This is a genomic window from Coprococcus sp. AM11-30B, from assembly GCF_027674365.1.
In the GTDB taxonomy this organism is placed as follows: Bacteria; Bacillota; Clostridia; order Lachnospirales; family Lachnospiraceae; genus Allocoprococcus; species Allocoprococcus comes.
Genome location: NZ_JAQDVB010000022.1, coordinates 318 through 26,289, shown reverse-complemented (window position 1 = coordinate 26,289; position 25,972 = coordinate 318). Strand labels below are relative to the sequence as shown.

Sequence of the window (25,972 nt, the reverse complement as noted above, 5' to 3'; positions counted from 1 at the left end):
TAACTTGTGATGCATATGATATTTAAGCCAAAGGATATTCGAAAGTCATGCAGCGGATATCAATGGAGATGGAAACGTAACGATTACAGATTTAATGCGATTGCTGAATTATGTAAGTGGAAAAAGCGCAACTTTATAATTTTAAACAACTTTAAAGAACTGTATACAGAAATCCTATAGCAGAGAGTTCCCCTCTCTGCTATAATCATATCAGAAGATAAAAAGTACGAACCAATATATCTATCGGGGAGGTTATTACACATGCAGACAACTATTTTACAGGAAAGTAACTACAAAGAAGAAATGCAGACCATCGTAGAACCGTTTCTTGCATCTATCGGAATGGAATTCTATCTGGAAAGACGCGCAGGGCAGAAGATCCACTGTATGCATTATGTTCCGGAAAACCCACATGCGGTTGTGATGTTGTCACATGGATTTGTTGAAAACGCGGAAAAATATGAGGAGATCGCCTATTATTTTGCAAAGGAAGGGTTTAGCGTATATCTTCCGGAGCATTGCGGACATGGCTTCAGCTACCGTCTGACAGAAGATGAATCCCTGGTGCATCTGGACAATTTTGAGCGTTATGTAGAGGACTTCATCTTTGTAACCAAGAAGGCAAAAGAGGACAATCCGGGGATGAAGATTTATCTGTACGGACATTCTATGGGAGGCGGAATTGCGGCAGCAGTTGCGGCAAGAGCGCCGGAAATATTTGAGAAGGTAATTCTGTCGTCACCGATGATCCGCCCACTGACCGGAGGGGTGCCGTGGCATGTGGCAAAGGCGATCGCAAAGACATCCTGCAAGGTTGGTAGAGACGCAAAATATGTAGTCGGTCAGAAACCATACAAGGAGCCAGGAAAATTTGAAGAGAGCTGCTCCCTTTCCCGTCCGAGATTTGAGTATTATGAAGAAAAAAGGACGAAGGAAGCCCATTATCATCTGAACGCACCGTCTTATGGATGGCTCGGAAATGCAATGCGTCTGAACCGGTATCTGGAAAAGACCGGATGGAAGAAGATCGAAGCACCTGTCATGCTCTTTTCGGCAGGCAAGGATAATCTGGTGTCGAATGCAGCGCAGGAACGTTTTGTGCGAAAACTAAACAAGAACAGACCGGAAAGTGCCGAGCTAGTGAAGTTCCCAGAGTCCAAACATGAGATATTCAATGCGGAAAATACGATTGCGGAAGAATACTGGAAGAAAGTGTTTGATTTTTTGAATCATGATTTTTAAAGATTGTAAAGTAGCTGTAAATTATACAAATTGCTTATTGATAAATGCAAGAAAAGTGGTAAGATAAAATTTACAGAAAGGAATGAGACAAATGGGATTTTTTGATAATCTGAAAAACAGCCTGACAGAAACCGGTCAGGATTTATCACAGAAGGCAAAAGATACGACAGAGATTTTCCGCCTGACAAATTTAAATAAGACGAAAGAAAAAGAAATTGAAAAAGTCATTTACCAGATAGGCAGTACATACTATGCCAATTACAGGGACGAATGCATGGAAAAGATGCCGGAGCTTGCCGCACAGATCAAATCCCTGCAGGATGAGATCGCGGTCAACAAAGAGATGATTGAAAAATTATCGACAGAAGAGGTCTGCCCGCAGTGTGGAAAGAAAGTGAACCCTGGAAGTAAATTCTGTATTTACTGTGGAGCGGCACTGGAAGCACCGACAGAACAACCGGAGGAAAAGGCAGAAGTGAAAGTGTGCAAGTCCTGTGGAAAGCCGCTGGAAGAGGGGGCTGTATTCTGTACAAACTGTGGAACAAAAATAGAAGATGATAAGGCAACTGAGGAAAACTAGAAGGCAAAGCATCGAGTGATGAAATGCAGGTCAGAATATGAAAAAATGAAAGAGTATATGCAAAAAGCCGGATAGGAGTTATTCTATCCGGTCTTTTATGTATATGATGAGCCGGTTACAGATTTGTGCTTACACAGGAACGACCGGTTGATGCGTTGGAGGACAGAAAACATGTATTGCACCAGATGTGGGAAAGAAATCAGGAGTGATCAGAAGTTCTGCGGAAACTGTGGAGCGAAGAATGTCAATTATCAAGAAAAAAATGATCTGAAAGAGATGATAGAAAAAGCTGCCGCCGGAGAAGAGAACGCTCTGGAGAAAATTTACAATCTGACTTATGTGCAAGGGTTTGCAATCGCACTTCAGATGGTGAAAAATGAGCAGGATGCAATGGATATCATGCAGGATGCCTATATTTCTGCATTCCGTAATCTGAAGCAGATTGAGGATCCAAAGCGGTTGAAAAGCTGGTTCAACTGCATTGTGGCAAACAAATGTAAAGACTGGCTGAAAAAGAAGTCACAAATAAGAAATATGAAAAGAAATTAAAGAAATTGTTTGGAAACAGAAAGCCGGAAGCACTGGGCAATGAAGCTGTTTCATACCATGAGATCATCAACCAGATCAGTCATTATTAAAAAAATAAAAATTTTTTCTTGTTTTTAAAACCAAACTAGATTTTGACTCGTCTTAATAATATAAACGAGAAAAATATAACATACAGAAAGGATGTAAAAGAGATATGAGGTGCAAAAATTGTGGAACTGAGAATCCAGATGGTTCAAGATTCTGTGCAACATGCGGAAAACCATTGGAACAGGAAGAACCTGCTAAAAATGTAGCAGAACAGAAAGAAGAGGCTGTCCAGAATGCAGAAGAGCAGAAAGAAGAGGTCGCCCGGAATACAGAAGAGACGCTAACAAGTACAGCAGAAACAAAATCACTCACACATAAAAAATCAAGAGGACTGAACAAGTTCCTGATCGGTCTGGCATGTGCGGTTGTCGTTGTAGTGATCGCAGCAGGGTTTTTGATATCGCGTGCAAGAAGAACAATCGATCTGAACAAGTATGTCACCTTTGAAACAACAGGATATAACGGATATGGAAATGTATATCCGCAGATCGACTGGGAGAAGATTCAGAAAAAATATGATTCCAGACTGAAGTTTACAAAAGAATTTGAAGAACAGTATGGAAAAAATACAGATTCCATATCACCGGTAGCGGTACTGCAGTCCTATGTTAGTGTGGAAATGAAATCGGACAGCAATCTTTCCAACAAAGATAAAGTCAAATACAACTGGAATGTCAATAAAGATTATGCAAAATATGTGAAATGCAACCTGAAATATAAAAATAAAACCTATAAAGTCAAAGGGCTGGAAGAGGTTAAGACATTTGATGCATTCAAAGACCTGCAGGTATCATTTAACGGAATAAGCCCGGGAGGAGCTGTTTCGTTTGATTATACAGGATCTGATCTTACATCTGCCGATTTTCAGACAGATGCATCAAATGGAACATTGGCAAACGGAGACAAGATTAAAGTATATCTGGATAAATCTATGGCAGACAGCTATGCCGCCAACATAGGAAAGCTGCCGGAAAAATGGGAAAAAGAATATACCGTAAAAGGACTGTGGTATTATGTCACATCAGCCAGTGACATCGATGATGATACAATGCAGCAAATGAAGGACCGGGCGGAACAGGAATACAATGATCATGTGGAGAGCAGCTGGGTAGATTCCGAATCTCTGGAGAGCCTTACTTATATGGGAGATTATCTGCTGGAGCCTGTTGTGGGCAATGGAAATGAACTGTATCTTATTTATCATGTAAAAGTACGGGATCAGTACAGTAATGATGATGGATCTTATGACAAGGTGAATGATGTTTACTGGTATATGCATTATGGAACGATTCTTGCAGACGGGGAAGGAAATACAGATATTGATCTGTCTGACTATGGAACACCTGGCAATTTCTTTAAGATCAAGACTGATACAAAGACAGACGGTATTTCCAGCATGGTATGGAAATATTATGGATACCCGACACTGGATGATCTGTACGCAGATGTTGTGGGCGATAATGCCGATTACTCTTTGGTGGAGGATGCGGTAGACAATACAAAATAGAAGCCTTTGGCGGAAAAGAAGGTGGACTATGAAATGGGACGAATGGTTGAAAAAGATCATTAAAGAGATAACGTCAGATTATACGATTTCAGAAGAAACCTCAAAAAGCTTTTTTGAAGAGCTGATGCAATTGTTGAAATAATACAGGAACCGGGTAGAAATGCAAATTTTTATCCGGTTTTTTAATTTGAGCTGTAAAAGTATGATATGATGAGAAAAAGTACGGGATTGATATCCAGAAGGAGAAAGGTGGAATAACAACAGATGGAATATTTAGTAGAATCAGCATTATTGACACATGGATTAAAATCGGTATCAAATGAAACAATAAAAAAAGAATGGCAAGATCCGGGAAAAAAGATCACCTGGATTGATCATGGGGAAATCAGGATCGGGGATATCGATGAGTTTCTTGAATTTAGAAGCCGGGCATCCGCTTATCCAAGAATTGACTGTGATCTGCTGGAAAAGGCATTAGTGGAAAAGCAATCAGGCGCACTTACCGCTTCCGGGACAATGGCGGTCTGTGTGAAAATGGGAATTCCGGTTGCAATTACCTGTGGAATGGGTGGAATCGGGGACATCAAAGGAGAAGAACTCTGCCCGGATCTTCCGGCTCTTCAGCAGATTCCGGTGATCCTGATCTCGGCAGGACCAAAAGATATGCTGGACCGGAAAGCAACGATCGATTGGCTGATATCGCACGGAGTGAAGGTGATCGGAACAGAAAGAAATTACTGTACCGGCTATGTATTTTGTGGAGAAAAAGTTGAACTGCAGGGAAAGGCAGAAAACGGTACAGAAACGGTAAAGCCACCAATGCTCATCATCAATGAAATCCCGGAAGAAAGGCGGATAGAAGACAGGGAGATTTTGAGAGAAGCAATTGCCGAGGGAAAGAGAGCGGAGAAGAAAGGACGCTATTTCCATCCTGCGGCAAATGGAAAGATTGATGACTGTACTGATGGATATTCTTCATTGATTCAGCTGCGGGGACTGATTGCAAATATGAAAGTGGCAGAAACACTTTAAAGAGCGAAAAAAGAAGCTGGGATCTGGCTGATAACAGAAAAGCCTGAATATAGGCAGTTGTGTTATCGGTCAGACTCCGGCTTCTTTGCGTACACATAAAGTTTTGACTCCTAATTATAGATTACAGGAAAGGTAATCAGATATTCTGTTTGAAATGTTGTTGCGTGAATCCTAATTCGCCTGTGGCATCTGTGATTTATGTACAAAGAGACTGATTCCGGCACCGATGATTGCCAGAACAGCACCAATTCTTCCCCAAAGAGCAGTTTTGTGGCACATCATACCTGCCTTGGCACAAATACCAATGCCAATTGAAGTATTGCTAAGAAGCAGGATCAGAACAGCAGTGATAATGATGACAACCGGTAATTTAAAATCGTGTGTTCCGAAGAAAAGAAGAACGGATTCTGCAAGCAGGAGCAGACCGAAAAGAAACAGTGCAATTCCATAATAATGACACCGCATCATGCATTCTCCTCCGTTTGCAAGTTCCATGGTTCCTTTGCATACCGGGGCAAAGATCTTATCTGCTGCAAGAATAAGAATTGCTGCAAGACAGGAAACTGCTCCGGATAATTTTTGTGAATTCATAATTCATATCTCCTTTAAAAATTTATTGTATTTAGTATAACATACTTATGGTTAATAAGTTTACTTTTACCAGATAAAAACTATAGAAAATTGTAATAAATCAAATTGTATATAAGAAATAACAATTTTACATTTGTGCAAAATGCTGATATAGTTAAAAAGCATTTAAAGGAAATGGTAAAAATTTACAAAGGAGTCAAATGAAAAATGGAGAGTAAAAGACAGCTTACGAGAGAAGAGTTGCTAGAAATGGAAAGTGCTCCGAAGACGAAGATGCAACATATGTTGGATGTGGTAATTTGTTTTTGTCCGTATTTTGCAGCGATAATTATGTTTTTAATATATTATCTGATGCCGGATGCCGTTCAGAATTTTAATCCGCATGTGTTTACTATTGTCGTCTGCTTTTTTTTGGCATTATATCTGATCATGGTAATGAGAGGATTACTGAATAAAAGTTATTTTGCAAAAGTACGTCATAAAGCACCGCTTTACTCTGTGATCATACTGGTAATTATGCTGTATGATTTTCTGACGGTTAAGACAGGTATTTTAAAACAGCCGTTCTTCCCATGTGTGAATACGATTTTGTGTGCGATCATTGATGACCGGGCATTGTTATTGAAAAGTACATTGTACTCACTGCGATTATTATTCACGGGATATTTTATTGGAGCGATCCTTGGACTGATCACAGGTGTTGCCTGTGGATACAGCAAAAGGATTAACTACTGGGTTTCACCGATCATTAAGATGCTTGGACCGATCCCTTCCACAACATGGATCCCGATCATCATGGTTCTGGTATCCTCACTGTTTAAAGGAAGTGTATTTATCATCGCTCTTGGTGTATGGTTTGCACTTACGATCGCATCGTCAACCGGTATCCAGAATGTAGACAAGGCATATCTGGAAGCGGCCAGAACATTAGGTGCCAAAGGTCACCAGCTGGTATTCCGGGTGGCAATCCCACATGCAATGCCAAACATTCTTCAGGGGATGACACAGGGAATGAGTTCTGCCTGTACAGCACTTCTGGTTGCTGAGATGATGGGAGCCGAGGCAGGTCTTGGATGGTATATCCAGTGGCAGAAATCATGGGCGATCTATTCTAAAATGTATGCAGCTATCGTTTTAATTTGTCTTATTTTCACAGCAGTTACCTTTATACTGAATGTGATCAAAAGAATAGTGCTTCGCTGGCAGGAAGGAGTTGTGAAATAAGATGGCATCAGTGGATGAGAAGCAGGGACACGGGCGTGTCCTGGAGTTTGACAAAGTAACAAAGAGTTTTGCAAAGACAGACAGTAACGAGATCACACATGCGCTGGCAGAGGTGAATCTGACGATCCAGCCGGGTGAGTTTGTCAGTATTGTTGGAACAAGTGGATGTGGAAAATCAACAATTTTGCGATTGATCGCAGGACTGATCAGACCGACTACCGGTGAGATCAGACTTGGCGGAAAACCGATTGCTGGAGCCGGACCGGATCGTGGAATGGTATTCCAGAAAGCAACATTGTTTCCGTGGCTTACGGTAGAGAAGAATGTATCCTTCAGCTTGCGTATGCAGAAAAAGCAGGATAAAGAACTGGTAGAGCATATGCTGAAAATGGTAGGACTTGAAGATTTCCGAAAAGACTATCCGCATCAGCTCTCCGGAGGTATGGCGCAGAGAGTGGCGCTGGTAAGATCGCTGATCAATCATCCGGATATTCTGCTTCTGGACGAGCCTCTTGGCGCGCTGGACGCATTTACCAGAATGAATATGCAGGATGAGATTCTGAATATTTGGAGAGAACAGAAACAGACGGTCGTCATGGTTACACATGATGTAGAAGAAGCAATTTATATGGGAACAAGAGTGCTGGTTATGGAGCCAAGACCGGGACGTGTAAAGGCAGATATACCGATTGAACTGGCTGAACCAAAGCAGAGAGACAGCGAAGAGTTCCAGGCATATCGGAACAGGATTCTGAAGATGCTTGATCTGAAGCATCATACAGATCATTAAATGGATATTTATTGAAAGATAAATATAAAAGCAACAAAGTAAAAACATGAAGAGGAGAAAAGAATTATGAAAAAAAGATTGTTTGCAACGTTACTTGCATGCGCAATGACCGTATCACTGGTTGCATGTGGCGGTTCATCAAGCTCATCAGAAAAGAAGGAAGACACAAGTGATTCCAAAAAACAGGAAGCTTCTACAGAGAAAGAAGTGACTGATATCACAAAAATGTCAGATGATGAAATTAAAGAAGCAATGAAAAAAGAGCCGGCATGGGGAACAACCATCACAGCCGAATATGATGGTGGTGACTGTACATCAGGACCTAGCATGGCAAAAGCACTCGGATACTATGATAATTGGGGATTAGATGTTCAGATCGCAGCTGGTACTGAAATCACAGAAGCACTTGGAACTGGAAAAGCTCAGTTTGGAGTACACCATATTGCACATATGTTAGTTCCGATCACAAACGGAATGGACATCGTATTTACAGGAAGTGCGCAGACAGGATGCAAATCATTATATGTACTTGCTGATTCAGGAATCGAATCAACAAAAGACCTGGAAGGCACAACTGTTGGTATGGATAGCCCGATCGGTGGATCTTCACACAACATGATCATCCGTTTCTTCCTTGCAGATGGATTGAAACAGGATGCAGCAACATGTGTACAGGTTGAATCAAGTGCAGCAATCCAGTCTCTTCAGTCAGGTGACATCAAAGCTTGCCTTCTGAGTGACCGTTTTGCAAAGAAATTCGTAGATGACGGAACATTAAAAGTTCTTCGTTCTATCACATGGGATGATGATTTCAAAGATGAAACATGCTGCGTAATGGCTATGAGCGGAAAATTCGTAAAAGAAAATCCGGTAATCTCTCAGGTACTTACAAAATGTGTAATGGATGCATATATGTACATTGCAGAAAACAAAGACGAAGCTGCACAGATCATGCTTGATGAGGGTATGGTATCTGGTGACATCGAGCTTACAAAATACATGCTTGATCAGCAGAACTGGGCAGTATCCAATGCAGATACAAAGGAAACAATTAAAGCTGTTGCAAAGGACTACATTGAGGCAGGAATCATTACCTCTGACTGGACTGTAGATAAAGTCGTAGAGACAGCATGGCAGCCACTTGCTGAAAAAGTAAGCACAAAATAATCAAACACATAAATGAATGAGGTGGAGGAGCTTTGAACTCTGGGATGAGTGGAAGCTCCTCTTTTGTCTTATATATTAGGAAAGTGCCAAGGCACATTCCTTATTTTAATTGGAAAATTACGGGGGTTTTCCGAACAAAATGTTAAAAAAGGAAGGAAAGAAAAATGGAACAGAAAATGTTGACTGTACCTGGACTTGCAGTCAGAAATCTGCGGCATCGAAGAGTCAGGACGATGTTTCTGGCAGCACTGGTGCTGATTTTATCGGCAGCGCTGTTTACCAGTAGAGTATTGACAGAAAGTATGAAAACTTGTATTGATAAGACAGTAGATCGGATTGGGGCGGATGTGATCGTAGCACCGGGAGAATATGAATCAGATTTAAGCGATTCTCTGTTTTCGGGAGGGTTGTGCAGTTTCTATTTTGAAAAGTCTTTGGTGGATCAGGTGAAAAAGACGGATGGAATTGACAAAATTTCTCCGCAGCTCTACATTGCATCACTGGATGCGGCATGCTGTTCAGTTCCGGTACAGATTGTTGCTTTTGAACCGGAAAGTGATTTTATTGTACAGCCGTGGATGTCTGGAAGCAATGTGAGTGAATTGAAAAAGGGTCAGACTGTTGTTGGAAGCAAGATTACGGCAAAAGCGGGAGATAAAATTTCTTTCTTTGGACAGGAATACGAGGTTGCAGGAAAACTCGAAGAAACAGGAACCAGTTATGATAACTGCGCATTCATGAATTTTGAGACGGCATATACATTATTTGACAGTTTTCAGATCAAGTATGTGACGGATCTTACAGAACCGCAGAAATATGTTTCCCTTCTGACGATCCGGACGAAAGACGGAGCAGATCCGAAAGAAGTGGCGAACACGATCAACACAAAGATGAGAGATTCCGGTCTGAAAGCTTATACGGCAAAAGCAATGTCCGGAAAAGTTTCAGATACACTGGAACAGATGCGGTCTTACAGCGCGCTTCTGATCGGACTGTTGTTTTTAATGGCAGTCCTGGCACTGATCTGCATTTTTAACATTACTGTGAATGAACGTTTGAAGGAGTTTGGGGTACTACTTTCTATTGGTGCACGAAAAAGCCAGATTTTCCAGATGCTTCTTCTGGAAGCAGGAATGATCGGTGTGCTTGGAGGATTTCTTGGAGTGGTGTTCTCCGGAGGCGGAATCCTGTTATTTAAAGACGTGATCATGGAAAGTATGAATATGCCATATCTGAATGTAAATGTTTCCCAATATGTGATTCTTGCATTGCAGAGCCTGGGGCTTGCGGTTGGTGTCAGCCTTCTTGCCACCTTATATGCGGCAGTCAGAGCGAATCGTATGGAACTATATAAACTGATCCAGGAGGTGGAATCATGATTGTAAAGACAGAAAATCTGAGTCGGGAATTTGTACGTGGAAAGAATCAGTTTTACGCAGTAGACCACGTGAATCTGGAAGTGGAAGAAAAAGAACTGGTTGCGATCATGGGACAGTCGGGAAGTGGAAAATCCACCCTCTTCCATATGCTGACCGGGATCCTGAAACCGACAGAAGGAAAGATCACAGTACTGGATCATGAGATTGAAAAAATGAATGACAGACAGTTATCGGTTCTGCGGGGAGGCGACCTTGGTTATATCATGCAGGGACAAAATCTTCTCCAGAATCTGACGGTCATGGAAAATATCCTGCTGCCACTTTCGCTGGGGAAAAACCGGAAACCGGATAAAGAAAGGATCACGTATCTGACGGAGCTTCTTGGAATCCAGAATATGCTTTCCGAATATCCGGCAAATCTGTCCGGCGGAGAGCAAAGGCGTGTATCGATCGCAAGGACATTTGCGCAGAACCCGAAACTGGTAGTCGCAGATGAACCGACAAGCAGTCTGGATATGGAAAATTCAGAGATCATTATGAAATATTTTCAAAAAATGGCAAAAGAAGGAACGACAATCCTGGTCAGTACCCACGACAGAGAATTTGCAAATTATGCGGACCGGTGTCTGTGGATGAAAAAAGGAAAATTAGAAAAAAGAGAATTGGAGTAAAGAGATGCAGACCGAATTTATAAAGCTGGCAGTGATTTTTATTGTCATTATGGTGATGGTCCTGGCAAAATTAAAACTGCGTGATGCGATGATCGCTGCTATTTTGCTGACTGTGATCCTGTTTGGAATTCCGCTTGGGGATGCAGCAAAATTGATGATACAGTCGGTTTATGAAAAGGATACGCTGCTGGTGGTCGGAAGCTTTATTCTTGTAACTTTTTTGCAGCGGATCATGGAGAACCGGAAACTTCTGGAAAGAGCGGAGATGGCACTGCAGAGGCTTAGCGGAGACAGGCGTATGGTGTGTGTAATTGCGCCGGTGATCATTGGATTCCTTCCGTCTGCAGGAGCTGTCAATATCTGTGGGGCGATCGTAGATAAGGCGACAGGAAAAGATCTGGATGTGGAAGAAAAGACGTTTGTGACCAGTTACTACCGCCATATTTCAGAAAGCTTTTCGCCGACTTATAATGCAATTCTGCTGGCACTTTCCATTACAGCGGTATCAACCGGGCAATTTGTACTTTTTATGGCGCCGATGGTTGTGGTGCTTCTGGTACTGGGATATGTATTTTATCTGCGGAAGCTGTCGAAAGGATATGAAGCAAGTGAGGATGAAATGATAGACAAAAAAGAAGAATTCAAACAGCTTCTGTACTGTTTCTGGCCACTGGTGCTTTGTATTGTGCTTGTGATCGCACTGAATCTTTCTGTGATCAAGGTACTGCCGTTTATTATTGTGCTTTCGATTATTGTATATCGGTTAAGTCTGAAGGAAGTGCTGGATTTTGCAAAGACATCGGTAGAGTGGAGAATCATCTTCAATACGATCATTCTGATGATGTTCAAGAACATTCTTACCTATACAGGGGCAATCGGAAAACTTCCGGATTTGTTTGCAGGATCTGCAATTCCACAGTTTGCGGCATTTGGAATCATTATGTTTCTCGGAACGATTATCAGTGGAGCAAATTCTATGATTGTGCTATTGATTCCGCTGGCATTTGCAAGCATACCGCATGCAGGAGCCGGACTTCTGGTGTACCTGATGGCACTTTCTTATGCGGCAATGCAGATTTCACCGACACATATCTGTCTTGCAATCATTACGGAATATTTCCGGGTATCCTGGGGGCAGCTGATGAAGAAGACAATCCCGGTTATTGTGGTGTTTGTAGTGATCTTGACAGGATATTATGTATTGCTGAGTGGATTTGGAATATAGAAAATATGTTATATGATGCTGATAGAAATAGAAAAATTCTATCGGCATCATTTTTCTTTGGGTGGATAAAATGACTGAATATATGATAGAATAAAAGAAAAAGGCAGACTATTCAAAACGGGAGGTGGATGAGATGAAAAAGAGAAAATATGCTATATTTTTGGGAATTATTTTGATCGTAGCAGGAACCATTGCCTGTGGTGGAAAGGATACGGCGTCTGAAAAAGATCGTATAAAGGAGATAGAAGTATATGATGATGACAATGAACCGGTAACGATACAGGAGAATGAAATTGTAAATACAGAATTTTATGAATTATCAGGCGATAAATTCCGTTCATACATAAAGAAAGAGAAGTTTACGAAAGAGAACTGGAAGGAATTTTTCAGCATTAGAGAAGAACATTTAGAATATAATGAATATCAGTCAGAAGGAGATCTGTATCATCTTGGAATCTATAAGGTACACCAGAAAAAGGATTTCTGCATGGTATTTGATATTGTAAATGATGATATGGAGTCCAGAGATAATGTATTTGAAAAAGGAACAGGTACATTGGGTTGGGGGCAGAATAAATCGGACGGAACAAAATTTCAGCTTACAATTGATGATGTTTCGTGTACAAAGGCAGAAGGAACGATTATTTATGTAGATATTCCGGAGGAACTATGGCAGCCTTGTTCGGACGGAACGGACAGAAAGGAATTTCGGGTAAAGGACGGAGAAAAGTTGTATGAATTTTATGATGATGGAACGCCGGTAAAACTGGATATGTTCAGGTAGCAAAAGAGAGAAGCGTATAATTGCAAGAAGCCCGTCGGCAGATTTGAAAATCGTGCTGACGGGCTCCTTTTATTGGGGGCTTCGAACGTAAATTAGAATCCAACGTATTCTGGTAAAAAATATTGAAAATTACATAATCTTCGTCTCTTCCAGCTTCTTTGAGAACGCCTCATTTACCTTAATGATCGGCTTTCTAAGCACCAGTCCCATGATCAGGAATACAACAAGGAAGATACAAAGCTTTCCAAGATCGATCCAGTAATCCATACCATACAGTCCACCGACTGCTTCGCGCAGTGCTGCCATACTGTGGGTAAATGGAAACAGTGAATATACCGCTTTGAAGAATCCCGGGGCAACCTCGATCGGGAAAGTTCCGCCGGTTCCGGCTACCTGCATAACTAGAAGTACGACACTGACCGCTTTTCCGATATCTCCGAAGGAGACAGTCAGCGTGTAAATGATGTTGACATATACGATGCTGGATACCCATCCGGCAAGGAGGAAGAGGAACGGGTGCTTGCACTGGATGCCAAGGTAGAACAGATCACCGAGGCAGATAAGGGTGCTCTGCAAAAGCCCGAGAATCAGGAAGATAAGGTATCTTCCAAGATAAATCTGATGGAGCTTCAGATGTTTAAGCCCGGTGGTGCCGTTTTCGGATACAGTGACCTTGAGCATGGCAACCAGGACAATTCCGCCGATCCAGATGGAAAGTGTAGAGTAGAATGGGGCCATGGAAGAACCGTAATTTTCAATCGGGTACACTTTGTTGGTTTTCAGCTCTACCGGTGCAGCGAGGAAGGAGCTGATGCTGTTCTTATCGCCGGAAATCAGGTCTTCCAGTTCGGAAAAGTCTCCGGTTGCCTCCATCTGGCTTAACCTGGAAGTTGTATCGGTAATCTTTTTGGATGCTGTCTCCAACAGATCAGAAGAGGTCTCCAGAGCCTTCTGGATTTGTGACAGATCAGAACCTGCGGAGGAGACAAGGGTATAAATTCCATCTGCACTTGCACCAAGCTGGGAGAGCAGATCGGACAGATCATTTTTTGTAGAACCAAGGGAGCCAGACAGATGTTTTAAAGAAGCAGATACATTGGTTTCATAGTCGGATTTGACAGCTGCAATTCCGGAAATACTGGAGCTGATCAGATCATCCAGCTCTTTTTTAGAGGTTGTTACATTGCCTGCTGTATCCCGCAGAGAGGAAGCAGCGTTCGTGAGTTTATCACGAAGTTCTTCCTGAACAGCAATGGAATCGTCTAATTTAGCAAGAATCGGTGCGGTAAGATCAGACAGCTCCGGGTGTGCATCTGCAATCTGTGCAATGCTGTCACGGATTCCCTGGTAAGACTGTACGATTGCATTGACACGGTCGCTAAGAAGGTCAAGGGTGCTGGCAACAGAAGAAGCATCCTGTGACTGCGACTGGAATGCCTGATCGATCGTCTGTGATATCTGCTCGTAAAAGCTTTTGGTAGAGGTCAGCGCAGTATTGATTCCGTCCGTAGCTCCGTCCAGAGTCTCCTGAATCCCGGAGAAAGACTGCTGTGTACCGGAAAGCGTATCCGCATTTGCAGAAGCCTGTTCTTTCGTTACTTTTAAGAACTCGGCAGTTGTGTCCAGAAGCTGCTGCGCAGAATCGGTCATCTGTGAGAAGGAATGCAGAGTCGTCGAAGAAGCAGACAGATCAGAACCGATTTTATTCAGGTTTGTGATTAGTGTACCTGCAAGCTCATCCGAATCCCTGGAGTCTGCGGTATTTGCAACAGTCTGGAGCGCGGTCAGCACCGTGTCGGAAATGGTTTCGATAAATATTTCGTTGACCTGTGTCTGGACTGCGGTTGCTCCTTTGTCTGTTACTTTCGGCGCAATGGCATTTTCTTTTGCATTGGAGTAATAGGTAATTTCTGGTTTCTTAATATCACTGGAAAATACACTCATCAGGTTCGTACTGAAATCTTCCGGGATTACGATCGCTGCGTAATATTCTCCGGATTTTACACCCTTCATTGCTTTACTTTTGGTTGTAAATACCCAGTTGAGCTGTGTATTCTCCCGAAGAGCAGACAATACCTGATCGCCAAGATTCAGCTGGAGCGGGATCAGGTTTCCGATATAGCCTTCGTCTACGCTTGCCACGGCGACCTTCAGATTCCCGGTATTCCCATAGGGATCCCAGCTTGCCGCAATGTTGTACCATGCATAAAGGCAGGGAACCACTGTGACGCCAAGAACGACGATCAGCGCAATGACATTTGTTCTTATTTTCCGGATATCTCTTGTGAAGATGGTCCATATATTTCTCATTTGTCTTTTCCCTCCTTTACTTTTTTAAAAAATTCTTCCTCAGACAGATGGATATAGGAAAGCTGTCTGGAGGTCTTGTCGTGAATATATTCCATACAGATCAGATAGACGGCAAGTACGATCAGGGAAATGATCCACAGTGTCAGGTATATGATCTTGGATTCCAGACTGAACATCAGAAGAAGAAAGATCAGTGGAATTACAAGGATCAGGATAAAACCGGTACGGATCAGCTTTGGATACCGTTTTTCGAAGCGGTTGGCACGTCGGATAAAATCAGCCCGTCCGTATTCATCCTGCATCATGGTTTTCATCATCAGTGTAAGCTGTGGGCGGGAGAGCTCACCGGTTGCAGTCTCTCCCAGCATCAGATCTGTCTCGGCAAGACGTTTGTCGAACAGATGGTTCAGATTCATCAGAAGTGGTCTCAGTAGCAGTCCGATGAAGAATGCAAGGAGAAGGAAAAGCAGCAGGGTCAGCAGATCCTTTGCGTAGTTATTTTTGTAAAATCCGGCAATACACTCACGCATAGCGCCAATTCCGTAAGAGAACGGAAGAAGCGGATGCAGTCTCTGGAAAAAGACCGGTGTCATCTCGATCGGATAGGTTCCGGAAGAACCAGGTATCTGCAGGATGACCAGGACAACGGCAAGTGCTTTTCCAATGTGCTTGAAGGTCAGCGCCATTGCATAGATCAGATTGACATACACAAAGGAGCAGAGCATACCAGCGCACACAAATGCAACCGGGTGGACACACTGTACTTTCAGAAGCAGCAGATCTCCTATGCACACAATAAATCCCTGGATCAGTCCGACCACGACAAAGAGCATCCAACGTCCGAAATAAGCAGTTGTCGGAGTAAAACGGGAAATGGTTTCGTCTTTGTCTACTTCCTGTTTCAGGATGGATACCAGGATCAGTCCACCAACCCAGAGTGCCAGATTAGTGTAGAACGGAGTCATTCCGGAACCGTAATTTTCCACATCATAAAGTACCTTTGAATTGATCGAAACCGGTGAGGACATAAAATCAGAAATGGAATCTGAGTCGATGCCTTCCAGTGAGATCAGATGCTGGTAGGTTTCGGAGCTCTGCAGAGCTTTTAGATCAGCGGTAATATTTTTCAGAGCAGTATCTACGCTTTCAAGAGTTCCTCCGGTCTGACCAAGTGCGTCTGCACTTTCGTTTAAACTGCTCTTTAACTGGGTAAGGATCACCTTTAACTGTATGATCGTCGGATTTACCCCGGTTAAAGTAGAAGAAAGGCTTCCGCTCAATGTGGCAAGCCCGTCAAGTGACTGGTTCAGCTGTGGCAGAAGCGACTGGTTCAGACTGCTTCTGTAATTCTGCAGAGACTGTCGGTTCTGGGCAGTGAGTGTCTCAAGAGAACTTCTGGTATTACTTGCTGTAGTCAGTGCATTTCCTATGCTGGAATTGCTGTTCCCAAGAGAATCAATGAGTTCCTGAAGAGAATCATTCTGTACCTGGAGTTCTGCAATTTTTTCGCTGACGATACCGGACAGGGAAGAATCACTTCCGATCTGCTGCTGAAGGGCGGCAAGCTTTTCCAGAATTTCTGCATTTTTCTTATTTAAAGAGCTGGCAGAAGAAATACTGTCTCCGATCGCAGTGTTGACCTGTGTGGCTTTTGTCTCAAAAGTTCCGAGCTTTAAGGCTGCGGAGGTGTAGACATTGGTTAAAAGCGTCTCGCCATCTGACAGGCTGGTAGAAAATTCTGTGGAAAAGGTTCCGATTGCTGTCCGGCTGGTGGCAAGCAGATCTGATGTATCTGCAAGGGCAGCAGAACCGGAAGAGGCAACAGCATTTACAGAGTCCAGTGTTTTCAGAGTGTCATCGATCAAAGAACCGGAATCTTTTACCGTAGCCTGGAAATCCTTCAGGGCGTTCTGATAGTCAGCAAGATTCTTACGGGTATCGGTAAGCGCCTGCATCAGCGTAGAATTTGTTCCGTCAAGCTTGCCGGTCAGTGTACCGGCCGATTTCTGCACGATCTTCGCAATGGAGTCAGCGGCAACGGACGAAAAGGTGTCATTGATCTGCTGCTGGATCGTGCTTGCGCCGGTGGCGGTGATCTTCGGAGCGATCGCGTTTTTCTTTTCATTAATATAATAGTCGAGCTGCGGCTGTTTTAAATCCCCGGAAAGGATGCTGAGGAGAGACTCGCTGAAATCCTCCGGGATTACAATGGCAGCGTAGTATTTGCCGGAACGGACACCGCTTTTGGCTTTCTTTTCATCAACAAAGGTCCAGCCAAGCTGGTGATTTTTTTTCAGATTCTGTACGATGGTGGCTCCGGCATTCAGATCCATCGAACCGGTGTGTCCACCGGTGTCACAATTTGCAATTGCCACTTTTACATTTTTTGTATTGCCGTAGGGATCCATGTTGGCGGCAATGTTGAACCATGCATAGAGAGAAGGGAGAATGCAGACTCCCACCATGACGAGAGCAGCAGCAGGGCTACGTAAGAGTCTCTTTAAATCTCTCTGAAATATTTGAAGCACTTTCTTCATGTGAACCTCCTGTGTAATGTCGTTAATAGTGCCAGTATTGAGAATAGTATAGCAAAAAGTGTGGAAAAAATCCATGAGAAAAAATGACGTTCGGTCAGAAACGCAATCTGGATAAAGTTAAGCGTAAGATGATATTTGAAAAAACAGTGTTTTATGATATTCTATATTTATCTATAATACAAATAAAAAGGGATGGAATAGAAAGTGTCAATAAAAGTAAAAGAGGTATTAGAGCTGGCACAGTCGAAAGGATGTACATTAGCAGCCGGAGAAGGTGGAATTGATAGGATTGTTCGCTTTGTGGATTGTATGGAAATACCAGATATGAAAGTATGGATGCGCCCAAATGTTTTGTATATTACAACTGGATATGCATATAGTGACACAAAAGAAGAAATAATGAATCTGATAAGAAATTTGTATGAAGCAAAGGCAGCTGCGCTCGCGACAAAATATAGATATATTGGTTGTTTTTTGGATGATGCGATCAAACTGGCTAATGAATTACAGTTCCCAATCATTTTGTGGCCGGAAGATTTGCCTTTCATAGAAATGAATTATCTTGTGATGGAGGCATTGATAAAATCACAGAACAATTTGATGGATACCATTCATTCTCGAATTGAAAAATATAACCGTCGGGAAATGGATAAAAGATTGTTTATTGATCTTTTGACAGGAAATATCACATGTAATGAAGAAGGAAACTATCGGATTAAAGAACAAAAATGGCCATCACCTCCGTACCAGATCGTTTATATTGAAATTGATGGAATTAAACAAAAATTACATGAACTACAGGAAGAGATTGTTCATGAAAAAATTGAGAAAATCGAAAATATGATAAAAGAATCTTTTGGTGGGGAAAAAGTAATTGTTTTGTCGAATAATGATAATTTTCAATGCATATTAAAACGGACAAAAGAGAAAACTATAACGAAAGAGTATTTCGAGAAGATTCAGAAAAATATTTCGGAAAAGACAGGATATACTGCAGCGATAGGTGTTTCGAGAGTAGAAAATTCCTACCAACGTTTCGGAAAGGCTTATCAGGATGCAAGGGATGCAGTAGAAATTGCAGTGTGCCAGGAATTCAATTCAAAAGTACTTTGTATAGAAGATGCAGGCTTTTGGAGAATCATGAAAGAAATCAGTAAGCATGAGCTGTGTCAGGAGTTTATGGAGGACAAGTTGAATGCATTTATTGAATATGATCAAAAAAATGAAAGTGAACTTTTAGAAACGCTGGAAGTTCTCGTGAATAATTTAGGGGCAAGAAATATAACAGCAAATGCACTTCATTTGCATCGAAATACTTTGATATACAGAATTAAAAAAATTGAAAATCAGACAGGATATGATTTGTCAGATCCGAATAGTATTCTTGAGATAGCGCTTGCGCTTCGAATAAAGAAATTTTTGAAATAAAAGATGCCTTTTCAGGGCATCTTTTATTTCAAAACAGTATGTATCTATTACGAGAAAGGATTCAGTTTTTGGAAATGATTCATTGAACCGTATAAACTTTGTAATTTTTTGAATTCTTCTTCGTCGTATAATTTAAGAGAACGACGGCCAAAGGATTTGGCAACTTCTAACATAAAGCGTGCAGCTTCATCAAGATCAGTCATATGACTGGCTCCGGTTGCACAACCGGGAACAGTTGTTTCTGTTGTGATGGCAATCCCGACTACAGGTGCATTAGTAGCAGTTGCCGGTTGCAGAATACTGTTTAGATGATGAAGATCATTGCCATAAGGAGTGATATCCTGCTGTGTTAATGGAAATACTTTTGGAAGTTTTCCCGTAGTAATCTGCATTAAATCAAGAAGATCTTCGGAAGTACGAAGGATGTAGCCTTCTTTTACTGTAGGTGAGATTGCAAATCCATTGTGATTGATCACGCGATTTCCTTTAGTAGTATCTACAGAGAGAACTGCGTCAAGTTCCGGTGTGAGCTCTTCTGCATTTACCTGTGCCATTTCTACAGGTGATCCCATAAATGGAACCGGAACATGTGGCGCGGTCGGTGCATCCGGACAAATATGTGTAGAAATGAATACGTCACCTTCTAAAAAATCCCCTTTATTCTGCATATCTAATAATTTGGCAGCAAGAGCAATTGCAACGAGGGCACCATCACCGTCAGATACATACCCGATTCGCTCAGGACGAGCACCAAGTCCGCCTAATCTCCCAAGAAGTCCAATTGTCGGAGCATCGCCTCCGGAAGTCTTTCCGTGAAGACCCGGGATGCGAATTTTTAACATATCTGTAGAACCTTTTGGTCCAACTAAAGGATAAACCTGAATATCCGCATCTTGTTTTATGGATTTTAAATAAGATGCGACAGAGTTGCCGTTTACGTTCTTACTGTCTATAATGTCGAAAGCTTCTATTAATTGTTTGAATAACATCTTAAATCCTCTCTTTCTAACTAAAATAGTTTTTTAATTGACAAGCAAAGTTTAGCATTACTAAATAGGAAAGTCGATATTGTGCGTGCCTAAAAAGAAAGAAAATAGTTGGGCGAAATGCACATGCTATATTTTTGAAAGAATAATAAATGTGCAAAGTGCATAAAAAACAGGGACATTATGGTGCATGGAGAGTGTCGACACTTTAAGAAGTCAATGTTATACTGTAGTCAAATAAGAATTCGGAAGAAACGGAGGAAGGAAATGTGAAAGAAAGAACAGGGACTGTAAATTGCATGATCGCAACTATTATTATTTGCATTATTGCGGAGCTGATTGGTCCACTTCAATTTAAGGTGATGGGGATTGACGTGAAGATATTGACGATGATTTGGGTTATCATCATGGGAATTCTTTTATCTCCAACATTATTAGGAAAAGTGATTCCCCCACTGAAGAAATTTATTAGTAACGCAGAAATTAAACGGGCACCGTTTTTGTTGTCTCTTACATTATATCCGCTTGGAATTATGTTTGGTATCAATGCAGGTCCAAAGGTTGGAATTGTTTTACAGGCAGGTCCTGCTTTACTGTTTCAGGAAGCGGGAAATATGATGACGATGCTGATTGCATTACCACTTGGCTTACTCCTTGGATTAGGAAGAAGTGCTGTGGGTGGAACGTTCTCTCTTTGCAGAGATACGGCACTTGGTATTATCGGAGATAAATATGGTCTGGAATCCAGAGAAGGAATGGGAACACTTGGAACTTATATTAGCGGAAGTGTATTTGGTACTCTCTTCTATTCTTTCCTGGCACCGATCGGGTTAGCAATCGGATTTCATCCTTATGCACTTGCGATGGCATCAGGTATGGGAAGTGCATCTATGATGAATGCGGCTACTGCAGCGTTGACAAATGCAGCGGCACCTATGTATTCAGAACAAATTCTTGCATATTCTGCAACCAGTGGACTTTTAACTGCAGTAACAGGTGTGTATGTGGAAATGTTTTTGGCATTGCCATTAGCGAACTGGTATTATAATCGTGTTAATCCAGGTATTGAAAAATTAAGGGCTAAATTATTTAAAAAAGCATCTGAGGAGGCATAAGATGGAAAATACAAAACAAACTCCACAAGAAAAATCGACATTAAGTAATATTTTAGAACAAATTAAAATAGTATTGGTGATTTATGGAATTGTCATAATTATACATATGGTTTCTATTGGAAGCAAACTTCCGGATTTGGCAAAGTCGACAGTGGTAAGCTTTGTAATGGTAGTGATTGCGATTACCTTGAAAAATGTTGTGAAAAAACCTAATCTTCCAGGATTTGCGTGGGCTACACTGGTATCCTTTGTTTTGACATTGCCGATATCTCCGATTGCAGATTTTATCGTAAATGCAATGAGTGCATATAGTTTTGGACTTGTAGGACTTCCGCTACTTGCTTTTGCTGGAATTGCTGTAGGAGACCAGCTTGAGGTTTTCAAAAAACTCAGCTGGAAAATTGTAATTGTATCCTTTGTGGTTATGGCATCTACTTATTTTGGATCAGCAGCAATTTCAAATATTATCTTATCTTTAAAAGGAATGATCTAAAACCATACAGATAAAATGAGAGGTGAAGAATATGGATAATTTAGAATTAATGAAACAGGAAATCAGTAATCTTGCAAAAGAGAAAAAGGAAGAATTTGAAAAAGTAAGTGATTATATTTTTGCAAACCCTGAACTGGCATTTAAAGAATATAAATCACAGGAAGCACTTTGCAAACTGTTGGAAAGCCATGGCTTTGTTGTTAAACGAGGAATTGCAGAAATGCCGACGTCTTTTGAAGCAGTTTTTGATTCTGGAAAACCAGGGAAAACAGTAGTACTTATGGGAGAATATGATTGTCTTCCGGAAATCGGACATGGTTGTGGACATAATCTGATCGGAACATCAGCAGCCGGTGCAGGAATTGTATTAAAGGAAGTTATGGAAAAGCATGAGATAGGTGGCGTGTTAAAAGTATTAGGTACTCCGGCCGAAGAAAAGGGCAGTGGCAAAGCGATTATGGTTCGCCATGGAGTATTTGAAGGAGTTGATGCTGCACTTCTGATGCATCCGTGTGATGAATCTATGCCAGATGATATTTCTTTTGCAGCAATTACATTGGAATTCACCTTCAAAGGAAAACCGGCCCATGCGGCAGCTTGCCCATGGAAGGGAGCAAATGCACTGAGTGGAGTTCAGTTAATGTTCCATGCGGTTGATATGATGCGTTTACATTTTAAGGATTACAGCAGAGTACACGGAATTATTACAGAAGGCGGAGTAGCTCATAATACTATAACAGATGAAGCGAAAGCAGTATTTAATATTCGTTCACTGGAATATGATTATATGATGGAAATGGTTGATGCTATTCGTGATTGTGCGAAAGGAGCGGCAATTGCAACCAGGACAGAAGTTGAAGAAAGACAGTTGGATGAAGTTATCAAAGATGTGCGTAATGATAAGAAACTGGTTCAGTATGTTCGTAAGAACATGGACTTTATTGGTGAAGAGTATATAGAGCGTGACCTGACTCAGGGAATCGGTTCGACTGATGTTGGAAATGTAACCCATGAAATACCGGCAATTCAGTTTTATGTGAAATTGAAAGAGCATGTAGGGACACATACAAAAGAGTTTGCAGTAGCAGCAGGCGGAGAAGAAGGAAAAAGAAATCTGCATGCTTCTGTTCAGCTCTTGGCAATGAGTGCATTGGATGTATTAAGTGAGTAAATAGAAAGTGTATCATTTTTTAGAGAGTTCTAAAAAGTGATACACTTTTTTTGAAATATTGTCTTGAATGAATATTTCGCATTTGTTTAAAAATTCTTTAGAAATGCCCTTTCCATATCTTAACAATCTCCTGTTAAACTATGCTCATAAAAAGATAACGGGAGGAATTAATAAATGAGAGTATTGATTACAACAGACTGGTACGAACCGGTTATAAACGGTGTTGTTACTTCAGTTATGAATCTTTCCAGACAGCTAAGAGAAAGAGGACATGAAGTAAAAATTCTTACATTATCAAGAACATTTCATTCTTATATAGAAGGCGATGTGGTTTATGCAGGATCAATTGGACTTGGATGCATTTATCCGCAGGCAAGATTAAAAATTCCAAAGGCAGCAGGTGACTATATGGAAATGTTGCTTGAGTGGAAACCGGATATTGTGCATTCACAGTGTGAATTTTCCACATTTTTCTTAGCGAAAAGGATCGCATCTGAACTTCATGTTCCGATTGTACATACGTACCATACAGTTTACGAGGACTATACCCATTATTTTTCACCGCAGAAAGTATGGGGAAGAAATATTGTGCAGTTGATGACAAAGAAACTTGCAAATGCGGTAGAAACCCTAATTGCACCCAGTGATAAGATCCGTAAGATATTGGAAGGATACCAGGTGTCTTGTCCGGTGGAAGTTATTCCATCTGGAATCCATCTGGAAAAATATCAGCTATGTAAAAAAGAAGACTGGCGTAAAAAAATCCGTATGCAGCTTGGTATATCACAGGATGCACTGGTGTTGGTATATGTAGGCAGAATGGCAAAGGAAAAAAACATTGAAGAGCTTCCTGGAATATCAGCAAGATGCAGCAAAATCCGGGGTGATTTTAGCCCTTGTAGGGGATGGACCATATCTTCCGGAGCTGAAAAAAAAGGTCGAAGAGCTAAAGCTTGCTAAAAATGTGATTTTTACGGGAATGATCATACCGGAAGAAGTGGGACGCTATTATCAGGCAGGAGATCTCTTTGTCAGTGCTTCTACCAGCGAGACACAGGGAATGACTTATGCAGAAGCGCTTGCAGGTGGTATTCCGCTCCTTTGCAGAAGAGACGGATGTCTGGAACAAGTTGTGACAGATGGGGAAAATGGATGGCAGTATGATAAAAAAGAAGATTATCTTATGAGAATCCAAGAATGGAAGGGGATGGGTGAAAATGCAAGAGGCAGGATGCAAAACAAGGCTGCTATTTCAGCAGAAAAATTTTCTTCCGGAAATTTTGCCGAAAGAGTGGAAAAAATCTATGAACAGCAAATACGAAAATACCGATATGAAAATGCAGCCTAAGAAACAGAGAAATCTGACTGGATTTTTCAATCTGCTTTCGATAGCCGGACTAGCCGGATGTACGCTTCTTGCAATCTGGGCATATAAAAACGGCATTTTAAATTCGGTAGATTCTTTGCAGACATTTATCTGGAAATTCGGTTATACTGGAATGCTCGTTTTTATTCTGATCCAGGTTGTGCAGGTTATTATTCCAATCCTACCGGGTGGAGTCAGTTGCCTGGGTGGTGTGATCTTTTTTGGGCCGTGGCTAGGATTTCTTTATAATTATATTGGTATCTGTATAGGATCAATTGCAGTGTTTGGAATTTCAAAGACAATAGGAAGGCCGGTTTTATACAAAATGTTTTCTGAAAAAATGATAGAAAAATATGATGGATGGACCCAGAAGGACGGTAAGTTTTTGAAATTATTTGCGCTGGCAATCTTTTTCCCGGTGGCACCGGATGATTTCTTGTGCTATCTTGCGGGAACTACAAAAATGACGTGGAAACAGTTTACAGCAGTTATTGTACTTGGAAAACCATTTTCTATTGCACTTTACAGTCTGGGACTTACGACAGCATTTAAGATGTTATTTTCATTATAAAAGGAATAGGGTAAAGATTATGAAAACATATATATACAGAGGTGGGTTTCCGATTGTAGAAAAAAGTGGTGTCGGAAAAGCAATCGAGCATCAGGAGAAAATGCTGAATGCAGTAGAGGCACCGCGTGCAGCCAGGTGGAAAGAAGCAACCGTGGTTCATATGAATACAGTTTTTCCAGATTCGGTGATTGCGGCCTTTATAGCAAAAATGCAGAAGAAAAAAGTGATTTATTATGGGCATTCTACAATGGAAGATTTTAAAAATTCCTTTATTGGTTCTAATCTTGCAGCGCCGATTTTTAAAAAATGGATCTGCTTTTGTTATAATTTGGGGGATGTTGTTGTGACGCCAACCGAGTATTCCAGAAAATTGTTGGAAGGGTATGGATTGAAACGAAAAATTTATTCGATTACTAATGGTGTGGATACAGAATTTTTCAAACCTGATCCAGAGGGGAGAATACGCTTCCGCGCAAAATATCAGCTAACGGAAGAGCAGAAGGTTGTGATATCTGTGGGACATTTGATTGGAAGAAAAGGAATTCTGGATTTTCTTGAACTGGCCAGAATGATGCCGAAAGTACAGTTTATCTGGTTTGGAGGCGGTAATGAAAACCTGGTGACAGCAGAAATCAAAGAGGCGATATCAAAGAAACCAGATAATGTATTGTTTGCAGGATTCGTAAAGTCTGATGAACTGCGTGATGCATATTGTGGGGCAGACGTATTTTCGTTTATGAGTTATGAGGAAACGGAAGGAATCGTTGTTTTAGAAGCTCTTGCCTGTGAAATTCCGACAATAGTAAGAAACATTCCTGTGTATGAAGGATGGCTTGAAGATGAAAAACAGGTATATAAAGCAGAGACAATAAAAGAGTTTCAGGAAAAGATAACTGCGGTTTTCAGTCGGGATGTTCGTTTGATGAAAAAGGAAGAACGGAAAATTGCTTGTAATAAAAGTCTTGGAAAAGTTGGAGAACAATTGCTGAGGCTATATTTTGAAATGGAATAAGGGACGTTTAGCCGCGCCATTCGCAAAAGCGTGCCTGCGGCACTTGTCGCTGCTGCGCAGCTATTTTGCTCATAGAGTGGCGCTCATCTCATTCGTATAATCAGCCGTCTTTTCATGCGAGCATGAAATCCGTCTGACTATACGGATGACTGAAC

Annotated in this window: 25 protein-coding genes; 21 read left to right on the top strand and 4 right to left on the bottom strand. The window is 41.4% G+C overall.

Annotated features, from left to right (window positions below):
• The first annotated feature begins 34 nt into the window (after positions 1-34).
• The 6 genes from PGU50_RS18260 (at position 35) to PGU50_RS13950 (ending at position 4,997) form a co-directional block, all read left to right on the top strand.
• Positions 35-139, top strand: a complete 105-nt coding sequence (locus PGU50_RS18260) for a dockerin type I domain-containing protein (protein ID WP_082424237.1) — start codon at positions 35-37, stop codon at positions 137-139.
• Between the two features lie 122 nt (positions 140-261).
• Positions 262-1,242 (top strand): alpha/beta fold hydrolase, encoded by a 981-nt coding sequence (locus tag PGU50_RS13970; RefSeq protein WP_270247231.1) that lies wholly within the window; start codon positions 262-264, stop codon positions 1,240-1,242.
• A 91-nt stretch (positions 1,243-1,333) separates the two neighbouring features.
• Positions 1,334-1,822 carry a zinc ribbon domain-containing protein gene (locus PGU50_RS13965; RefSeq protein WP_270247229.1) on the top strand — a complete coding sequence of 163 codons (489 nt, stop codon included), beginning with the start codon at positions 1,334-1,336 and terminating at the stop codon, positions 1,820-1,822.
• 171 nt (positions 1,823-1,993) lie between these two features.
• A complete protein-coding gene (locus PGU50_RS13960; protein WP_270247228.1) occupies positions 1,994-2,371 on the top strand; it encodes a sigma factor in 378 nt (125 codons plus the stop codon).
• 193 nt (positions 2,372-2,564) lie between these two features.
• Positions 2,565-3,965 carry a zinc ribbon domain-containing protein gene (locus PGU50_RS13955; RefSeq protein ID WP_270247227.1) on the top strand — a complete coding sequence of 467 codons (1,401 nt, stop codon included), beginning with the start codon at positions 2,565-2,567 and terminating at the stop codon, positions 3,963-3,965.
• A gap of 264 nt (positions 3,966-4,229) precedes the next feature.
• Complete coding sequence (locus PGU50_RS13950) at positions 4,230-4,997, top strand: pseudouridine-5'-phosphate glycosidase (protein WP_270247226.1); 768 nt, start codon at positions 4,230-4,232, stop codon at positions 4,995-4,997.
• Positions 4,998-5,168: 171 nt separating this feature from the next.
• Here PGU50_RS13950 and PGU50_RS13945 read toward each other — a convergent pair whose 3' ends face one another.
• The gene (locus PGU50_RS13945; RefSeq protein ID WP_055261133.1) at positions 5,169-5,588 is read right to left on the bottom strand and encodes a DUF4418 family protein; all 420 of its coding nucleotides are present in this window, start codon (positions 5,586-5,588) and stop codon (positions 5,169-5,171) included.
• 207 nt (positions 5,589-5,795) lie between these two features.
• Here PGU50_RS13945 and PGU50_RS13940 point away from each other — a divergent pair, with 207 nt between their 5' ends.
• The 7 genes from PGU50_RS13940 (at position 5,796) to PGU50_RS13910 (ending at position 12,828) form a co-directional block, all read left to right on the top strand.
• Positions 5,796-6,812 (top strand): ABC transporter permease, encoded by a 1,017-nt coding sequence (locus tag PGU50_RS13940; RefSeq protein WP_195502496.1) that lies wholly within the window; start codon positions 5,796-5,798, stop codon positions 6,810-6,812.
• Position 6,813: 1 nt separating this feature from the next.
• The gene (locus tag PGU50_RS13935) at positions 6,814-7,602 is read left to right on the top strand and encodes an ABC transporter ATP-binding protein (protein ID WP_117557801.1); all 789 of its coding nucleotides are present in this window, start codon (positions 6,814-6,816) and stop codon (positions 7,600-7,602) included.
• 66 nt (positions 7,603-7,668) lie between these two features.
• Positions 7,669-8,769: an ABC transporter substrate-binding protein gene (locus tag PGU50_RS13930; RefSeq protein WP_243006403.1), complete on the top strand. Its 1,101-nt coding sequence runs from the start codon at positions 7,669-7,671 to the stop codon at positions 8,767-8,769.
• 164 nt (positions 8,770-8,933) lie between these two features.
• Positions 8,934-10,148, top strand: a complete 1,215-nt coding sequence (locus tag PGU50_RS13925) for an ABC transporter permease (RefSeq protein ID WP_117557803.1) — start codon at positions 8,934-8,936, stop codon at positions 10,146-10,148.
• Positions 10,145-10,819, top strand: coding sequence for an ABC transporter ATP-binding protein (locus PGU50_RS13920; protein WP_117557805.1), 675 nt, complete (start codon positions 10,145-10,147; stop codon positions 10,817-10,819). Before PGU50_RS13925 ends, PGU50_RS13920 begins: the two co-directional genes overlap by 4 nt.
• A gap of 4 nt (positions 10,820-10,823) precedes the next feature.
• The gene (locus PGU50_RS13915) at positions 10,824-12,044 is read left to right on the top strand and encodes a DUF401 family protein (protein WP_195250977.1); all 1,221 of its coding nucleotides are present in this window, start codon (positions 10,824-10,826) and stop codon (positions 12,042-12,044) included.
• A gap of 133 nt (positions 12,045-12,177) precedes the next feature.
• Positions 12,178-12,828: a hypothetical protein gene (locus PGU50_RS13910; RefSeq protein ID WP_270247225.1), complete on the top strand. Its 651-nt coding sequence runs from the start codon at positions 12,178-12,180 to the stop codon at positions 12,826-12,828.
• A 129-nt stretch (positions 12,829-12,957) separates the two neighbouring features.
• Here PGU50_RS13910 and PGU50_RS13905 read toward each other — a convergent pair whose 3' ends face one another.
• Positions 12,958-15,138, bottom strand: coding sequence for a YhgE/Pip domain-containing protein (locus tag PGU50_RS13905; RefSeq protein WP_270247224.1), 2,181 nt, complete (start codon positions 15,136-15,138; stop codon positions 12,958-12,960).
• Positions 15,135-17,675, bottom strand: coding sequence for a YhgE/Pip domain-containing protein (locus PGU50_RS13900; protein ID WP_270247223.1), 2,541 nt, complete (start codon positions 17,673-17,675; stop codon positions 15,135-15,137). The genes PGU50_RS13905 and PGU50_RS13900 overlap by 4 nt, the downstream gene beginning before the upstream one ends.
• 204 nt (positions 17,676-17,879) lie before the next feature.
• On the opposite strand from PGU50_RS13900, the gene PGU50_RS13895 reads away from it, so the two are divergent.
• The gene (locus tag PGU50_RS13895) at positions 17,880-19,103 is read left to right on the top strand and encodes a PucR family transcriptional regulator (protein ID WP_270247222.1); all 1,224 of its coding nucleotides are present in this window, start codon (positions 17,880-17,882) and stop codon (positions 19,101-19,103) included.
• Between the two features lie 47 nt (positions 19,104-19,150).
• Here PGU50_RS13895 and PGU50_RS13890 read toward each other — a convergent pair whose 3' ends face one another.
• The gene (locus PGU50_RS13890) at positions 19,151-20,092 is read right to left on the bottom strand and encodes a DUF1177 domain-containing protein (RefSeq protein ID WP_270247221.1); all 942 of its coding nucleotides are present in this window, start codon (positions 20,090-20,092) and stop codon (positions 19,151-19,153) included.
• A 266-nt stretch (positions 20,093-20,358) separates the two neighbouring features.
• Between PGU50_RS13890 and PGU50_RS13885 the strand changes: the two genes are divergently transcribed.
• From PGU50_RS13885 to PGU50_RS13855, 7 genes are all read left to right on the top strand, one after another.
• Positions 20,359-21,204, top strand: a complete 846-nt coding sequence (locus PGU50_RS13885) for a DUF3100 domain-containing protein (RefSeq protein WP_270247220.1) — start codon at positions 20,359-20,361, stop codon at positions 21,202-21,204.
• Position 21,205: 1 nt separating this feature from the next.
• The gene (locus PGU50_RS13880) at positions 21,206-21,697 is read left to right on the top strand and encodes a hypothetical protein (protein WP_117823568.1); all 492 of its coding nucleotides are present in this window, start codon (positions 21,206-21,208) and stop codon (positions 21,695-21,697) included.
• A gap of 31 nt (positions 21,698-21,728) precedes the next feature.
• Complete coding sequence (locus tag PGU50_RS13875) at positions 21,729-22,868, top strand: M20 family metallopeptidase (RefSeq protein WP_270247219.1); 1,140 nt, start codon at positions 21,729-21,731, stop codon at positions 22,866-22,868.
• A 174-nt stretch (positions 22,869-23,042) separates the two neighbouring features.
• On the top strand, positions 23,043-23,828 hold the full coding sequence (locus tag PGU50_RS13870; protein ID WP_270247218.1) for a glycosyltransferase: 786 nt from the start codon (positions 23,043-23,045) through the stop codon (positions 23,826-23,828).
• Positions 23,752-24,216, top strand: a complete 465-nt coding sequence (locus tag PGU50_RS13865) for a glycosyltransferase (RefSeq protein ID WP_270247217.1) — start codon at positions 23,752-23,754, stop codon at positions 24,214-24,216. The genes PGU50_RS13870 and PGU50_RS13865 overlap by 77 nt, the downstream gene beginning before the upstream one ends.
• Positions 24,200-24,805, top strand: a complete 606-nt coding sequence (locus PGU50_RS13860) for a TVP38/TMEM64 family protein (RefSeq protein WP_117557850.1) — start codon at positions 24,200-24,202, stop codon at positions 24,803-24,805. Before PGU50_RS13865 ends, PGU50_RS13860 begins: the two co-directional genes overlap by 17 nt.
• A gap of 19 nt (positions 24,806-24,824) precedes the next feature.
• Entirely contained in the window at positions 24,825-25,817 is a 993-nt protein-coding gene (locus PGU50_RS13855; protein WP_270247216.1) for a glycosyltransferase, read from the top strand.
• Positions 25,818-25,972 lie beyond the last annotated feature (155 nt).

Bases quoted from the DNA above. Each gene is read 5' to 3' on its own strand.
- PGU50_RS13920 (WP_117557805.1), top strand. From the start codon at position 10,145: ATGATTGTAAAGACAGAAAATCTGAGTCGGGAATTTGTACGTGGAAAG.
- PGU50_RS13930 (WP_243006403.1), top strand. From the start codon at position 7,669: ATGAAAAAAAGATTGTTTGCAACGTTACTTGCATGCGCAATGACCGTA.
- PGU50_RS13900 (WP_270247223.1), bottom strand. From the start codon at position 17,675: ATGAAGAAAGTGCTTCAAATATTTCAGAGAGATTTAAAGAGACTCTTA.
- PGU50_RS13880 (WP_117823568.1), top strand. From the start codon at position 21,206: ATGGAAAATACAAAACAAACTCCACAAGAAAAATCGACATTAAGTAAT.
- PGU50_RS13905 (WP_270247224.1), bottom strand. From the start codon at position 15,138: ATGAGAAATATATGGACCATCTTCACAAGAGATATCCGGAAAATAAGA.
- PGU50_RS13925 (WP_117557803.1), top strand. From the start codon at position 8,934: ATGGAACAGAAAATGTTGACTGTACCTGGACTTGCAGTCAGAAATCTG.
- PGU50_RS13970 (WP_270247231.1), top strand. From the start codon at position 262: ATGCAGACAACTATTTTACAGGAAAGTAACTACAAAGAAGAAATGCAG.
- PGU50_RS13855 (WP_270247216.1), top strand. From the start codon at position 24,825: ATGAAAACATATATATACAGAGGTGGGTTTCCGATTGTAGAAAAAAGT.
- PGU50_RS13940 (WP_195502496.1), top strand. From the start codon at position 5,796: ATGGAGAGTAAAAGACAGCTTACGAGAGAAGAGTTGCTAGAAATGGAA.
- PGU50_RS13910 (WP_270247225.1), top strand. From the start codon at position 12,178: ATGAAAAAGAGAAAATATGCTATATTTTTGGGAATTATTTTGATCGTA.
- PGU50_RS13950 (WP_270247226.1), top strand. From the start codon at position 4,230: ATGGAATATTTAGTAGAATCAGCATTATTGACACATGGATTAAAATCG.
- PGU50_RS13945 (WP_055261133.1), bottom strand. From the start codon at position 5,588: ATGAATTCACAAAAATTATCCGGAGCAGTTTCCTGTCTTGCAGCAATT.
- PGU50_RS13965 (WP_270247229.1), top strand. From the start codon at position 1,334: ATGGGATTTTTTGATAATCTGAAAAACAGCCTGACAGAAACCGGTCAG.
- PGU50_RS13960 (WP_270247228.1), top strand. From the start codon at position 1,994: ATGTATTGCACCAGATGTGGGAAAGAAATCAGGAGTGATCAGAAGTTC.
- PGU50_RS13860 (WP_117557850.1), top strand. From the start codon at position 24,200: ATGAAAATGCAGCCTAAGAAACAGAGAAATCTGACTGGATTTTTCAAT.
- PGU50_RS13890 (WP_270247221.1), bottom strand. From the start codon at position 20,092: ATGTTATTCAAACAATTAATAGAAGCTTTCGACATTATAGACAGTAAG.
- PGU50_RS13875 (WP_270247219.1), top strand. From the start codon at position 21,729: ATGGATAATTTAGAATTAATGAAACAGGAAATCAGTAATCTTGCAAAA.
- PGU50_RS13870 (WP_270247218.1), top strand. From the start codon at position 23,043: ATGAGAGTATTGATTACAACAGACTGGTACGAACCGGTTATAAACGGT.
- PGU50_RS13935 (WP_117557801.1), top strand. From the start codon at position 6,814: ATGGCATCAGTGGATGAGAAGCAGGGACACGGGCGTGTCCTGGAGTTT.
- PGU50_RS13955 (WP_270247227.1), top strand. From the start codon at position 2,565: ATGAGGTGCAAAAATTGTGGAACTGAGAATCCAGATGGTTCAAGATTC.
- PGU50_RS13915 (WP_195250977.1), top strand. From the start codon at position 10,824: ATGCAGACCGAATTTATAAAGCTGGCAGTGATTTTTATTGTCATTATG.